At 67.4% G+C, this 13242-nt stretch carries 11 protein-coding genes; 4 read left to right on the top strand and 7 right to left on the bottom strand.

The window, feature by feature from the left end; all coding sequences use genetic code 11:
* Positions 1-132 precede the first annotated feature (132 nt).
* Entirely contained in the window at positions 133-831 is a 699-nt protein-coding gene (locus HMPREF2990_RS04375) for a hypothetical protein (RefSeq protein ID WP_038587466.1), read from the bottom strand.
* Positions 832-1087: 256 nt separating this feature from the next.
* Here HMPREF2990_RS04375 and HMPREF2990_RS04370 point away from each other — a divergent pair, with 256 nt between their 5' ends.
* Together HMPREF2990_RS04370 and metE are read left to right on the top strand one after the other, a co-directional pair.
* Positions 1088-2053 carry a methylenetetrahydrofolate reductase gene (locus HMPREF2990_RS04370; protein WP_038587469.1) on the top strand — a complete coding sequence of 322 codons (966 nt, stop codon included), beginning with the start codon at positions 1088-1090 and terminating at the stop codon, positions 2051-2053.
* Positions 2054-2094: 41 nt separating this feature from the next.
* Positions 2095-4359, top strand: a complete 2265-nt coding sequence (metE, locus tag HMPREF2990_RS04365; RefSeq protein WP_070762876.1) for a 5-methyltetrahydropteroyltriglutamate--homocysteine S-methyltransferase — start codon at positions 2095-2097, stop codon at positions 4357-4359.
* Here metE and HMPREF2990_RS04360 read toward each other — a convergent pair whose 3' ends face one another.
* On the bottom strand, positions 4360-5142 hold the full coding sequence (locus HMPREF2990_RS04360; protein WP_070762875.1) for an SDR family NAD(P)-dependent oxidoreductase: 783 nt from the start codon (positions 5140-5142) through the stop codon (positions 4360-4362).
* Entirely contained in the window at positions 5142-5666 is a 525-nt protein-coding gene (locus HMPREF2990_RS04355) for a DUF4334 domain-containing protein (RefSeq protein WP_070762874.1), read from the bottom strand. Before HMPREF2990_RS04355 ends, HMPREF2990_RS04360 begins: the two co-directional genes overlap by 1 nt.
* 40 nt (positions 5667-5706) lie before the next feature.
* Here HMPREF2990_RS04355 and HMPREF2990_RS04350 point away from each other — a divergent pair, with 40 nt between their 5' ends.
* Positions 5707-6231: a peptidylprolyl isomerase gene (locus HMPREF2990_RS04350; protein WP_038587483.1), complete on the top strand. Its 525-nt coding sequence runs from the start codon at positions 5707-5709 to the stop codon at positions 6229-6231.
* Between the two features lie 63 nt (positions 6232-6294).
* On the top strand, positions 6295-6963 hold the full coding sequence (locus tag HMPREF2990_RS04345; RefSeq protein WP_070762873.1) for a rhomboid family intramembrane serine protease: 669 nt from the start codon (positions 6295-6297) through the stop codon (positions 6961-6963).
* A 489-nt stretch (positions 6964-7452) separates the two neighbouring features.
* On the opposite strand, the gene HMPREF2990_RS04340 is transcribed toward HMPREF2990_RS04345, so the two are convergent.
* The 4 genes from HMPREF2990_RS04340 to HMPREF2990_RS04325 form a co-directional block, all read right to left on the bottom strand.
* Entirely contained in the window at positions 7453-8892 is a 1440-nt protein-coding gene (locus HMPREF2990_RS04340; RefSeq protein WP_070762886.1) for a hypothetical protein, read from the bottom strand.
* 327 nt (positions 8893-9219) lie between these two features.
* Positions 9220-9492 (bottom strand): cell division protein CrgA, encoded by a 273-nt coding sequence (gene crgA, locus HMPREF2990_RS04335; RefSeq protein WP_038587493.1) that lies wholly within the window; start codon positions 9490-9492, stop codon positions 9220-9222.
* Between the two features lie 39 nt (positions 9493-9531).
* On the bottom strand, positions 9532-11640 hold the full coding sequence (pknB, locus tag HMPREF2990_RS04330) for a Stk1 family PASTA domain-containing Ser/Thr kinase (RefSeq protein ID WP_083317007.1): 2109 nt from the start codon (positions 11638-11640) through the stop codon (positions 9532-9534).
* Positions 11640-13193, bottom strand: a complete 1554-nt coding sequence (locus tag HMPREF2990_RS04325) for a serine/threonine-protein kinase (protein ID WP_070762871.1) — start codon at positions 13191-13193, stop codon at positions 11640-11642. The genes pknB and HMPREF2990_RS04325 overlap by 1 nt, the downstream gene beginning before the upstream one ends.
* Positions 13194-13242: the final 49 nt, after the last annotated feature.

Raw genomic sequence — 13242 nt, 5'->3', positions numbered from 1 at the left:
CGCGCCAGCAAACACTGGCGCGCCTACAGGCATGCCCGGAACTAGTCGTCCCGACATAAATAACCCCGCCGACCTGCCAGGCGCTGCCTGGCGTTGTTCGGCGGGGTAGGGGTGCGCGTGGTGCAGTGCTAGCTAGTCCGCGTCCTTGGTGCCCTTGCGCTGCGAGTCGTCGAGCGTGTCCAGGGTGGACAGCGTCTCGCCATCGGGAACGGCCGCGTCCGCCGCGTCGGCGGTCAGCCCCGTCGCCTGAGCAGAATCAGCACCCTCGGCAGGCTCCGTCGGCGGCACCGCGGCGTGCTCGCCGTAGGTGTCGGCGTCAGGCGCAAAGACGCCTTCGTTCTCGGTCGAGGTGGAGTAGACCAGCTTCGCCTCGCCGGAGCGGGCGACGTCGGTCAGGTCGATCTCGGGCTCGGCGTCCTCGAGCTTGTCCTTCAGCCAGAACTCCCACAGCGCCCAGCCGGCACCCGCGAGCGCGCCCGCGCCGAGCAGCCCCGCGGCGACCGTACGGCCCTTGCCGCGGGCCTTCTTCTTGTGCGCCTTGGCTTCGGCGCGCCACGCGGTGCGCTGCGCCTCGCGCCCGGGCAGTGCGGCGTTGAAAGCGGCGCGGCGCTTGTCCAGGCGCGCGTGGGCGGCGCGGGTGAGTTCGCCGGCTTGGGTGCGCGCGGCGTCGTAAAGCTGCTCGAGCTCGTCGGCGTCGGTGATGTTGCGGTCCTCGAGGGCGGCGAGCAGCGCGTCGTAGGTTTCGCGCTTGCGCTTGTCGCCTTGCTCGCGGAAGTACTTGGCGGCGTCCGCTGCGCCGGTGAAGAGCAGTCGCAGGGTGAACGGGTTCATGGTGCTCCTTGAAAATGTTGGTTATCTCGCTCCCGCCAGCCTACCGATTCCGCGCGGACTAAGCGTTTCGCAAAAACATACCAAGCGGTTCATTTTGCGGATTAATATTCAGAAAAATGTGGCCAACACGCTGCGCAAACACGGCCGTCAATTGTGCCCGAAAAGTGCGCCCCCTAGATTCTTGGGCACCGTTGAAAAACGGTTTACGTCAGCGCCGAGCCCGGCGAGATCACCGACATCGAAAGGTATTTTTCACATGCGTGGGACCCTCCCTTCGACCCGACTGTCGGCCTCGGCACCGCTCGACAGCCTCGGCGAAGCACCGGTCACGCCGCAGCGCCGCGCGCGCACGGCACTGAGCTTCGAGCTCATCCCGCCCCGCCACGACGCGGACTCCGGGAAGATCGACGAGCTCATCGCGGGCCTCGCCGCCTACAACCCCGACTACGTCGCCGTGACCAGCTCGCGGCGCAGCGACTGGCTCACCGGCACCGCCGCGCTGATCGCGCGCGTCGCCGAGACGACCAACCTGCGCCCGATCGCGCACCTCGCCTGCACCGCGGGCACGCGCGAGGAGCTGGTCACGTGGATTCGCACGCTTATCGACGCCGGCGTCCGCGGCTTCCTCGCCCTCCGCGGCGACCTGCCCGAGACCGGCATGCCAGCGCACTACCTCCAGCACGCCACCGACCTGCTCAACCTGATCCAGGACGTGGAGGACGAGGAGGCCTTCCGGCTCGCGGCCGGCAAGCTGGCGCTGTCGGTGGCGTGCTACCCGTCGGGGCACGCGGAGTCGAAGAACTTCGACGAGGACTTGGACGTGTTGCTGGCGAAGCAGCGCCTCGGCGCGGACTTTGCTATCACGCAGCTGTTTTTCAACGCGCAGGACTATCTCGACTTCGTTGAGGTGGCCCGCCTGGCTGGGGTCCGCATCCCGCTGATCCCCGGCATCATGCCCATGACCAGCCTCAAGCGCGTGCAGCGGATGGGCGAGCTCTCCGGCATCGCGGTGCCGGAGTGCGTGACCCGCACGCTTGCGCAGGCAACTACGCCGGAGGAGGAGTACGAGCTGGGCATGCAGATGTCCGCGCAGCTCGCCAACACCATCCTGGACGCCGGCACCGGCGGCCTGCACGTGTACACGCACAACAATCTCGCGGTCACCCAGGATCTCCTGGACCGCATTGGGATTGTCCAGCCCGCTGGCCACTCCCTGATTTAAACCACCTCAATTCTCCAACAAACAGCAGAAAAGGACGCATTGTGTCGAAAGCGACTACACCGTTTCCCAAGGCCACGATCGAGGGCTACCCGCGCATCGGCGCGAACCGCGAGCTGAAGCGCGCGCTTGAGAGCTACTGGGCGGGCCGCATTGACGCGGAGACCTTCCGCTCGTCCACGCACGCGCTGCGCGTGGACAATTACAACCACCTGCGCGACCTCGGCCTGACCGAGGACTACGCCATCCCGGCCGACGTCGCCTACTACGACCAGGTGCTTGAGACCGGCCTGACGGTCGGCCTGATCCCGGGCGGCACTGACCTGGACGAGGAGTTCGCACTCGCCCGCGGCAACGATTCCCGCGTCCCGCTGGAGATGACCAAGTGGTTCGACACGAACTACCACTACCTGGTGCCGGAGATCGCCGCAGGTCAGGACATTACCCCTGCGCCCGAGCGCATCCTGGCGATCGTCGAGGAAGCCCGCGAGGCCGGCCACACCGTCCGCCCGTTCCTGGTCGGCCCGGTCACGCTGATCGCCCTGTCGAAGCCGGCCGAGTGGTCGCTGCTGCCTTCGCTTGTCGACGCCTACGCCACCGTCCTTAACGCCCTGAAGGAAGCCGGCGTCGAGTGGATCCAGCTCGCCGAGCCGGCGCTTGTCGCCGACCTGGACACCCCGGACGCGGAGCTGGCGAAGCACCTGCGCGAGGCCTACACCACCCTGCTGGGTGCGGAGAACCGCCCGAACGTGTACCTGACCACCCCATACGGCGCGACCCGCGAGGCGCTGCCGGTGCTGGCCGAGCTCGCCCCGGAGGCGCTGCACGTCGACCTCGCACCGTGGACGCTCGACGAGGACGCCGAGTACCCGCAGCGCGTTGCCGAGGCCATCCCGGCGAAGACCCAGCTGGTCGCGGGCCTGATCGACGGCCGCAACGTGTGGGCCGCGAACCTGCGCGAGCGCACCGAGGTCCTTTCAGCACTCGGCGATCGCCCGGTCGCCGTGTCCACCTCCACCTCCCTGCAGCACGTGCCGCACACGCTGAAGGCGGAGAAGAACCTGCCGGTCGACGTCGCCACCTGGCTCTCCTTTGCGGACGAGAAGGTCGCCGAGATCCAGGCGCTCGTCGCTGGTGAGGAGGGCGCGAAGGAGGCCTTCGCCCAGTCGGATCGCGCGGTGCGCACCCGCGCTGAGTCGACGACGATTCACAACCAGGCTGTCGTGGATCGCGTCGCCAAGCTGCCGGAGGGCGCGGTCAAGCGCGAGCCGGCGTTCGATAAGCGCAACGGCCTGCAGCGCGAGGCGCTCGGCCTGCCCGCACTGCCGACCACCACGATCGGCTCCTTCCCGCAGACCCAGGAGATCCGCAAGGCGCGCGCCGACCACAAGGCAGGCACGCTTGACGACGCCGCCTACCAGGAAGCCCTCCGCACCGAAATCAAGAACGTCATCGAGCTGCAGGAAGAGATCGGCATCGACGTCCTCGTCCACGGCGAGGCCGAGCGCAACGACATGGTGCAGTACTTCGCCGAGCTTCTCGACGGCTTCGTGGTCACCGAGAACGGCTGGGTCCAGTCCTACGGCTCCCGCTGCACCCGCCCGCCGATCGTGATCGGCGACGTCTCCCGCCCGGCCGCGATGACCGTCGAGTGGGCCAAGTACGCCCAGTCGCTGTCGGACAAGCCGGTCAAGGGCATGCTCACCGGCCCGGTGACCATCCTCGCCTGGTCGTTCAAGCGCGACGACGTGCCGCTGAACGTCTCCGCCGACCAGATCGGTGTCGCGCTTGCCGACGAGGTCCGCGACCTCGAGGAGGCCGGCATCAAGGTCATCCAGATCGACGAGCCCGCCCTGCGCGAGCTGCTCCCGCTGCGCGCCGACGACCGCAAGTCCTACCTGGACTGGGCGGTGCGCGCCTTCCGCCTCGTCGCGTTGCAGGCGGAGCCGACCACGCAGATCCACACCCACCTGTGCTACTCCGAGTTCGGCCAGATCATCGACGCTGTTGCAGCGCTCGACGCCGACGTCACCTCCATCGAGGCGGCCCGCTCCAAGATGGAGCTGCTCGAGGACCTCGACGAGTCCTTCCACTCCGAGATCGGCCCGGGCGTGTGGGACATCCACTCCCCGCGCGTGCCTTCGACCGAGGAGATCGCCGGCCTGCTGCGCGCCGCGCTGAAGAACGTGCCGACCGAGCGCCTCTGGGTCAACCCGGACTGCGGCCTGAAGACCCGCGGCTACGCCGAGGTCGAGCCCTCGCTGCGCAACCTGGTCGCCGCCCGCGACGAGGTCGTTTCCGGCCTGTAGCTAGTTGAAGAGGTTGGTGGCCCACCAGGCGAAACGCCTGGATACCCGCCGGCCAGCAAGCGCGATCCCGCCACCCGGGGTAATCACCGGGGTTGGCGGGATCAGCCCTTTCAGGCGGGGGCGGCGGGCCAAAGCGCGCTCGGTGGCGTCGAGGACATCGTCGGGGGTGACCATGAGCAGCCCGCTCGCCTTGCCGACGAGCCCGCCAATGAACTTCGGCCCGCCGGTCGCCTGCTCCAGCAGGGGAGTGCGCACCGCCGTCGGCGCGACGAGCAGCACGTGGATCCCGTTGGCGCGCTCCTCCTCCGCCAGGATCTCGACGTAACTATTGACCGCCGCTTTCGAGGCCGAGTACGCCGCCAGCTTCTGCATCGGCACGTACCCGGTCAGCGAGCCCATCACCACGAGTTGGCTGGGGGTGGGTTGGGCGCGGAGGTGGGGGAGTGTGGCGTCGAGAAGCGTGAGGGTGCCCCCGTAGTTGATCCGCATGACGTGGCGGGCCTGGGCGGCGCCGACGTCGCGGACGCGGCCGGCGGGCATGATGCCGGCGCAGTGCATGACTCGGTCCAGGCGCGGTGCGTGGGCGAGGAGTTCGCGGACGAACGCCTCGTCGGTGATGTCGCCGACGACGGTGCGCACGCCCGTGTCCGAGGCGTAGCGCGCGTGGAGTGTCTCGCTGACATCGGTGGTGATGACCTCGGCGCCCGCCTCGCGCAGCCGCTCCACCGCGCGGGCGCCGATCCCGCTGGCCGCGCCCGTGACCAGGGCGTATTCGATGCGCATCAGCGGATCACCGGAACTTCGTCGCGCGGGACCTGCCGCAGCGTGAAGAAGAGCGGGTCCGGGTTCTTGCGGTAGTCCATCGCGCCGATGAGCGTGGTGTCGTTGAGGCGGCGGAAGTGATCGAGGATGGGCAGGTCGTCGTAAAGCATGGCGGTGCTGACCACGCCGCGGTAGCGCACCTCGCGCAGGCGCGCGGCCGGGTGGAAGGTGCGCAGTGACGCCACGACCGGGCGCACCGCGCGGCTCGCCGCCTTGGTCAGCTCGAAGACCTGCGGCGGCGCGCCCATCGGCATCAGCGCCGGATTGACCCGCACCAAATTGCCGCGCGGGCCGAAAAACAGCAGCGGGTCGACCTCCTCGGCGCTGGTGAAGCGCTTGCCGTACCAGCCGGTCGCCTCCAACAGCCCGTCCATCACGTTGCCCGTGGGCAGCTCCGCGCCGCGCCAGACGCCGGTGAGTTCGGCGGGGGTGACGGGCGCGGAGGCGTCGAAAAGCGCGAGTGTGTCCGCTCGTACATCTGCCATGAAAGCCACAATAGTGACAAAAGCGCGTATCCTGGTTGCCATGACTCAAAAGACGCAGACGATGACCCTGCACACCAACCACGGCGACATCGTGATTGACCTGTTTGGCAACCACGCGCCGAAGACCGTGGAGATCATCACCGGCCTGGCCAAGGGCACCCAGGAGTACTCGGCGGCCAACGCCTCCGGCTCAAACGAGGGCCCGTTCTACGACGGTGCGATTTTCCACCGCATCATCCCCGGCTTCATGATCCAGGGCGGCGACCCGACCGGCACCGGCACCGGCGGCCCGGGCTTCACCTTCGCTGACGAGTTCCACCCGGAGCTCACCTTCGACCGTCCGTACCTGCTGGCCATGGCGAACGCCGGCCCGGGCACCAACGGCTCCCAGTTCTTCATCACCGTGGATGCGACCCCGTGGCTGAACAACCGCCACACCATCTTCGGTGAGGTCACGGACGAGGCGTCCAAGAAGGTCGTCGACGAGCTGGCGAACGTGCAGACCGGCCGCATGGACCGCCCCGTCGAGGACGTGGTGATCGAGTCCGTCGAGGTCTCCGAGTAGCACCCGCACGTTCCACCGCCCCCGCTTGCCGGGGGCGCTTTTTGTTGGCAGGGGAGGTCCTTTATGCAGCAATTCGCCCGGCAGCTGTTCCGCGACGCGCCCGTGAGCGCCGCGATCGCGACCGCGTGCACGATCGTGTTCGCGGTGATGGCGGCGCAGGCCCGCTCGCTGCGCGATGTGGTGTGGGATTCCGTCGGCGCCTACCTGGTGCTGTGGGGGCCGGAGGTCCACGGTTTCGGCGCGGCGCGGGCGCTGAGCGCCGGGTTCGTCCACCTGGACCTCACCCACCTGGTGCTGAACATGCTGCTGCTTGCGGTGATCGGCACGGAGGTGGAGCGCGCCGTGAGCAGCGGGCCGTTCGCGCTCGCGTACGCGGCGGGGGTGCTGGGTTCTTCGGCGGCGGTGCTTGGGTTTGCGTTCCTCACCCCGACCGCGGGGGCGTCGGGCGCGCTGTACGCGCTGATGGCGGTCTTCGTCGCCATTGCTTATCGACGCCACGTCGACCCCCGCCCCGCCATCGCACTCATCGCCGTCAACGTGGTCTATACCTTCATTGCCGCGAACGTGAGCGTGTGGGGGCACGCGGGCGGGCTGGTCATCGGCGCGCTCATGGCGTGGCCGCTGACCTCGCCGAACGAGCGCGTGCGGTGGCTGAGCGCTGGCGCGGCGCTGGTTGGTGCGGCGGGCGCGGTTGCGATTGGCGCGGCACCCGCCACGCAGATGCTTACGTAGCCTATCCACGCGCGCGAAACCCACACCCGGAAGCGCTGCGGGTGTGGGTTTTTCTGTGTGCGGGTGTCCCTGCGCGCCGGGCCTGTGGACAAGTCCGGCGTGTTATTCACGAGTTATCCCCAAGTGCGCGGGATGTGAGTTCTCCACAAAAGTTGTCCACATTGTGGATAGTTACGGGCGTGTAATTCCTCGAACGGCTTCGTCGTTTGTTCGCCTCACGGTGCGTGTGGCGGGCGGAAATAGCGTTCGAACAGCGCATTTGTTCGGGTTGTGAAAGTAGTGCACAGGTTTATCCACAGGCTGTGGATACCCGCTTATGCACAGGATTGTCCACAGCCTGTGGATAACTTCGCGCACGAGCAGTGCACAACCCCGCACCGCGTGTCGCTTCCGCACATTCGCGGGCAGGGGTGGTAATGGGAGCATGCAAAAAGCCCGGGCCCTCCTGGTGTGGAGGGCCCGGGCGGTGGGGCGTCGAGAAGCGCCTAATTAGAAGGTGCCATCGAGCTTGCGGCCGAAGTCAGACACGGTTGCATCGCGGGAGTCGACGTCCTGGTCGTTGTCGTCGGACTCGTCGCCAGCGAGGCGGCCGGTCTGGGTGGCGGTCATGTAGTTGTGCAGGCGACCCTCGGAGGTCTTGCCGTCGCCGAAGTTGAAGGAAGCAACTGCAACCTCTTCGCCAGCCTTGATCGGGTTAGCCAGGGTGACCTCGAAGGTGCGGACGCCCTTCTTGCGGTCGAAGCCCAGGTCGCGGACGTGTGCGCCCTTGTGGCTGTTGGCGGTGATCAGGCGGTCAACGCCCTCCGGGCCCTCGGCGGTCTTGATGTCAACGCGGAAGGTGACGGCCGGGAACTCGCCGTAGTAGCGGTCGGTGCCGACGTTCTTGATGCGCAGCGCGGTGGTGCCGGCGAAGCCGGAAGCCTTCCAGGAGGAAGAGGTGAAGTAGGGCTCGAGGTCGAGTGCCTGCTGCTCGCGCTCAGCGGCCTCCTCGGCGGTGGCGCCCTCGGTGTCGGTCTCCTCGATGGTCTCCTCGACCTCGGTGTTCTCGGACTCAGCGACCTCGTTGGCCTCGTTGTCCTCGATGACCTCGGTGCCCTCGTCGGTGATGTCCTTGTTGGTCACGTCGGCGGCCTCGTCGTCGTTGACCTTGGTCACGTCGTCAAGGTTCTCGCCCTCGCGCAGCTTGTTCACTTCGTCCTCGAAGTTCGGGTTCTCGTCATCAACAGGCTTGGTCACCTGCGCGCCCTTGTTCGGAGCCCAGGAAGCAGCCGGGGTGTCGTAGTTCTTCACGCGCACCTCGTTCTTCACCGGCATGTTGGCAACCCACGCGGTCGGGGTAGCCCAGGTGCCGTTCGGGCGGCAGCGCTGCTGGGTACCGGTCATGGTGACGGTGCGGAAGCCGTAGGTGGCCTCGCCGGTGTTGCCGGCGGGAACCTCGTACGGGCCGATCTTCTGGCCGACGGACCAGGACAGGGAGCCGGAGACATCCCAGCCGAGCGACTTGGCCAGGGTGTAGCCGATGGTGCCCTGCAGGCCGTCCTTGGAGCCGGTGCCGCCGATGTTCAGGGTCTCGGTCTTGGAGCCGTTGACGGAAGCGGAGATCTGCTGGGTGCGGGACAGGTCCTGGGTCAGGTTGACCGTGTTGTCGCTGAGGTTGGTGGTGGAGATGGTGCCCACCGGCAGGAAGTTGTCAGTGACCTTGTAGACCACGGTGCGGTAGTCCTCGGTGGAGTTGCAGACCGGGCGTGCGTTGAGCACGTTTGCCTTGATGTGGTCGGAGCCACGGTAGGTGTGGATGATCGGGAGCGCGTCGTTGGTGGCCGGGGTCTCCGGGCGGGACTCCTCGTTGGTCATTGCGTGGGCGGGGAGGGCGCCACCGGCGATGGCCAGGGCGGCCGCGGCGGCGATGGCAGTGCGGAAGCTGCGCATGTGGTTGTCCTTTCGGAAGTGAAGCACGAAGTGCAAGTACGGTATGACGTTCCTTAACGTCCTGCTAAGCATTTATAGCGGCTTAGCTGAGATCGCGCTGAGTGATAGGCGTCCTATGCACCCATATGGGGGTAGAGGGATGATGTATTGACAACCCGAGAAAACCTAAAAGTGCAGGTAAAAGTTATAACGAGCGAACACTGAATAATAATCAGAAAACCACTTGCGCAATAGAAAACTAAGGAATTGGTGATAGTTCACGTAAATTATGCGCAGCAAAACGGCGGGCACCCAACGGGTACCCGCCTTCAAAAGCAGTGCGAAACGCTAGCGCCAGCCCATCGTCATGAGCAGGCCGACGATCATGCCGGCGAAGCCGATGGCGTAGTTCCAGGGCCCGAGCTCGGCGAGCAGCGGGATCTGGTCGGCGGCCAGGTAGAAGACGATGATCCAGGCCAGGCCGAGCAGCATCAGGCCAAACATGATCACCTTGTACCAGGTCGGCGTGCCGCCAGTGTTGATCTTCACCGGGGTGCGCGTGGCGGTGCTTGAGGCGGTGGTGACGGGCTGTGCGTCCTTCGTGACTTTTGCTTTAGGCATTGTGCTTCGTCGCTTTCTACTGGGGGATATAGGCCCGTGTTACAGGCCGATTCCGCGGAGCGCGTCGCCCAGCGGGCGCCCATTGGCGTTCTGACCCGCTACTTTACCAGGCTGCGGCCCCGCCGCATTATTCCTTAAGGGGTTGAGCTCGCCTGCGTCGAACTCCCAGAGGTTATAGCCGATGGCCTGGTCCTTGCGGATCAGCTCGCCGACCGGTGTGCCTTGGTGACCGATCAGGCCGGCGTCGACCATCGCCCCGGTGGGCACGGTGGGCCCTGCGATGAGGCGGCCGTTCCAGCCTGCGTCGCGCAGCTTCTGGTCGGCCTCGTTGACATCCATGCGGGTGATCTGCGGCATCGGCATGAGCATCCCGTTGGAGACGCGCAGCTCAACCGTGGTGCCGGTCTCGACCTCGGTGTTCTCGCCGGCCACGGCGATCACTTCGCCGTCGGGGCGCTCGGAGTCGATGCGGGTGACCGTGGCGCGCAGGTCCAGCTGTGACAGGGTCGCGGTGGCTTGGTTGACGTTCAGGCCCACCAGGGAGGGCACCTCTACCTTCTCGCGCCCGGTGGACACGGTGATGGTGACCTTGCTGCCCTTGGACAGCTGCGAACCGGCCGCCGGGTGCTGGGAGATGATGACGCCCTCGGGCACGTTCTCGGAAGCCTCGCGACGGATGTCCTCGTTGAGCTCCAAGCCCGCTTCTTCGAGCGCGGCCTGCGCTTCCTGGGGATCCATGTCGGTGAGGTCCGGCACGTCGGTGACTTCCTTGCCGCTGGACACGTTTAGCGTGATCAGGGTGCCGTGCTGCAGCTCGGAGCCCGCGGCCGGGTTGGTGCTGATCACGTCGCCGCGCTTGAAGTCGGGGCTCGGCTCGTCGCTTACCGCGACCTGGAAGCCCAGGCCCTCGAGCTCGGCGATCGCCTCGTCGCGCGGCTTGCCGGCGACATCCGGCACCTTCACCATCGACTCTTCGACCTTGCTGTTGTCCCCGTTCCCGCCAGGCGAGAAGTAGGAGTAGGCCAGCCAGGAGGCGGCGGCGAGCAGGATCACGCCGAGCAGTGCCGCGACCCACTTCATCCAGGAAGAAGAGCGCTTCTCGTGCGAGCGGCGGTGATCCTCGTAGCGCGTGGTGCCCTGCGGGCGCGGGGCGACGGCGGGGGCTGGCGCGGGCACTGGCTGGCCCGTCACCACGGTGTTGTCAGCGGCGTGCGCACCCTGCTGGTCGCGCTCCGCGGCGGCGAGGTAGGTGCGGGCGGCGTGGGTGACGCTGCCGCGCTCCAAAAGCGCGAGGTCCTCGCCCATTTCCGCTGCCGACTGGTAGCGGTCCGCCGGGTGCTTCGCCATCGCGGTGAGGATGACAGAGTCCAAGTTGACGGCCTCGTTGTCGGTCAGCGCCGCGGCGGCGTCGGCAGCCCTGCCCTGGGTGCAGCCGAGCTCGGTAAGCCGCTCGCTCGGCGGCTGCGGGTCCTCCTGGACGTGCATGTAGGCCACGCCGAAGGGCGACTCGCTCTCAAAGGGCGGGGTGGAGGTTACCATCTCGTACATCACGCAGCCGAGCGCGTAGATGTCGGAACGGTTGTCCACCGACTTGCCGCGGGCCTGCTCCGGGGAGAGGTACTGCGCGGTGCCGATCACGGCCGAGGTCTGCGTGTGGACGGAGGAGGAATCGTCGACCGCGCGGGCGATGCCAAAGTCCATGACTTTGACCTCGCCGGTGTTGGTGACCATGATGTTGGCCGGCTTGATGTCGCGGTGGATGATGCCCGCGTCGTGGCTGGCCTGCAGCGCCTTGGCCACCGGCGCGAGGAGGGCGGCGGCGCGCTGCGGGGCAAGGGGGCCTTCCTCGCGGATGATGTCGCGCAGGTTGCGGCCGGTGAGCCGCTCCATCACGATAAAGGGCACGTCCACGCCCTCGACGGCTTCCGCGCCCGTGTCGTAGACGGCCACGATGTTGGGGTGGTTCAGCCGGGCGGAGTTCTGCGCCTCCATGCGGAAACGCTCGCGGAAGCTCTCGTCGCGCGCCATGTCCATCTTGAGCATTTTCAGCGCGACGGTGCGCCCCAGCACCGTGTCGGTGGCCTCGTAGACGTCGCTCATGCCGCCGGTGCCGATGACGTCACCGAGCTCATAGCGATTCGCGATCATCATTGCCCAGTACCTCCGAAGATATCTTCCAAGTTAGGCAATTCTATCCCACCAGCCCCATCACCGGTCCCGCCAGGCTGGCTGGGGGCCGCAGGCTGGCTCGGCTCACCGGTGGGCTCCTGGGCGGAGCTCGGCGGTACCTGGGTCGGCTGCGCGGAGCTGGGCGCCTCGCGGGTGGGCTGCTCGGGCTGCGGGGTGTTTTCCTCGCTAAAGGTCAAGGTCGCGGGCTCTTCCACCTCGCGGGTGACGGTCTCGCGGCGGCGGGTAACCGTCTCCGGTTCCTCATCTGCCTCGCTGGGCGTGGACTCCACGGTCTCGGTCTGCGTGATCACGCTCGGCTGCGTCGGGGTCGAGGATTTCGAGCCGCCGCGCACACCGTCGAGCACACCGCTGGTTGCCGCCCACGCGGCGATGCCGCCGACGAGCAGGAGGGCAAGCAGCCCGGCCACGATCGGGCCGGCCTTGGAGGGCTTCTTCTCCTCCTGCGGCGCGGCTTGCGCTTCCCGGTATCCGCCGGCGCGGGAGGAGGCGGGTGCGGGAGGGGCAGGTTGGCGTCGAGAAGCAACTGCCCGGGCGGCGGACGGCGGGTACGCGCCGGCGGGGCGGGTGGTGCGCTCCTCGGCCACATCCGCGAGCATCTGGGTCGACTCGGTGGGCGAGGGCTCGGTGGCGATCACCGCGGTCTGGCCGCCGGGCTGGGCGGGCCGCAGACCCTGGCGCACCTGCTCGACGGCCAGCTGCATCTCGTTGCCGTCGCGGAAGCGCTGGCGGGGATCCTTGCGCAGGGCGATCTCGATGAGCTCGCGCGCCGGGGCGGACACGGAAATCGGCAGCGCGGGCGGCTCCGCGGACACGTGCGCGAGCGCAACCGAAACCGAGGAATCGCCGGTGAAGGGGCGGGCGCCGGCGAGCATCTCGTAGCCGACGACGCCGAGCGAGTAGACGTCGGAAGCCGCGGTGACCTTCATGCCCTGGGCCTGCTCGGGCGAGACGTACTGCGCGGTGCCGACCACCATGCCGGTGCGGGTCAGCGGCACGGCGGCAGCGGCCTTGGCGATGCCGAAGTCAGTGATCTTGATCTGCCCGTTCTGGGTGATCATGAGGTTGCCCGGCTTGATGTCGCGGTGGACCAGCCCCATGCGGTGGATCACGGCCAGGCCGTGCGCGGCCTGCTCGAGCACGTCGAGCGCCAGCTCCTCGCTGAGCGCGCCCTCGCGCTTGATCAGGTCGGCGAGCGACTCGCCGCGGATGTACTCCATGACGATGAAACACATCGCCGCCCCGGACGTCGACTCCAGCTCGCGGTAGTCGTAGGTGGCCACCACGTTGGGCGAGTTGATGCCCTCGGCGGCGAGCGCCTCGTTGCGGAAGCGGGCGAGGAATTCGTCGTTGGAGCTGAACTCGGGGCGCAGCACCTTGAGCGCGACTTCCCGGTCGTTTTCCGGGTCGTCCGCGAGCCACACGGTGGACATGCCGCCGTGCCCGATCACCCATTGCAGCTGGTAATCGTCGCCGATGAGCTTCTGTAGTTCTTCGCGGTTCTCAGTGTTCATCGTTCGTGTCCTTCGTCTGCTTCATGCTTGTCGACGCCCCGTGTTCCCA

It is taken from the genome of Corynebacterium sp. HMSC071B10, assembly GCF_001814825.1.
In the GTDB taxonomy this organism is placed as follows: domain Bacteria; phylum Actinomycetota; class Actinomycetes; order Mycobacteriales; family Mycobacteriaceae; genus Corynebacterium.
This window is presented reverse-complemented; position numbering and strand designations above follow the sequence as displayed.

What these genes read in the sequence shown, in the direction of transcription:
- HMPREF2990_RS04375 (WP_038587466.1), bottom strand. Translation starts at nt 831, where the DNA reads ATGAACCCGTTCACCCTGCGACTGCTCTTCACCGGCGCAGCGGACGCC.
- HMPREF2990_RS04370 (WP_038587469.1), top strand. Translation starts at nt 1,088, where the DNA reads ATGCGTGGGACCCTCCCTTCGACCCGACTGTCGGCCTCGGCACCGCTC.
- HMPREF2990_RS04360 (WP_070762875.1), bottom strand. Translation starts at nt 5,142, where the DNA reads ATGCGCATCGAATACGCCCTGGTCACGGGCGCGGCCAGCGGGATCGGC.
- HMPREF2990_RS04355 (WP_070762874.1), bottom strand. Translation starts at nt 5,666, where the DNA reads ATGGCAGATGTACGAGCGGACACACTCGCGCTTTTCGACGCCTCCGCG.
- HMPREF2990_RS04350 (WP_038587483.1), top strand. Translation starts at nt 5,707, where the DNA reads ATGACTCAAAAGACGCAGACGATGACCCTGCACACCAACCACGGCGAC.
- HMPREF2990_RS04345 (WP_070762873.1), top strand. Translation starts at nt 6,295, where the DNA reads ATGCAGCAATTCGCCCGGCAGCTGTTCCGCGACGCGCCCGTGAGCGCC.
- HMPREF2990_RS04340 (WP_070762886.1), bottom strand. Translation starts at nt 8,892, where the DNA reads ATGCGCAGCTTCCGCACTGCCATCGCCGCCGCGGCCGCCCTGGCCATC.
- crgA (WP_038587493.1), bottom strand. Translation starts at nt 9,492, where the DNA reads ATGCCTAAAGCAAAAGTCACGAAGGACGCACAGCCCGTCACCACCGCC.
- pknB (WP_083317007.1), bottom strand. Translation starts at nt 11,640, where the DNA reads ATGATCGCGAATCGCTATGAGCTCGGTGACGTCATCGGCACCGGCGGC.
- HMPREF2990_RS04325 (WP_070762871.1), bottom strand. Translation starts at nt 13,193, where the DNA reads ATGAACACTGAGAACCGCGAAGAACTACAGAAGCTCATCGGCGACGAT.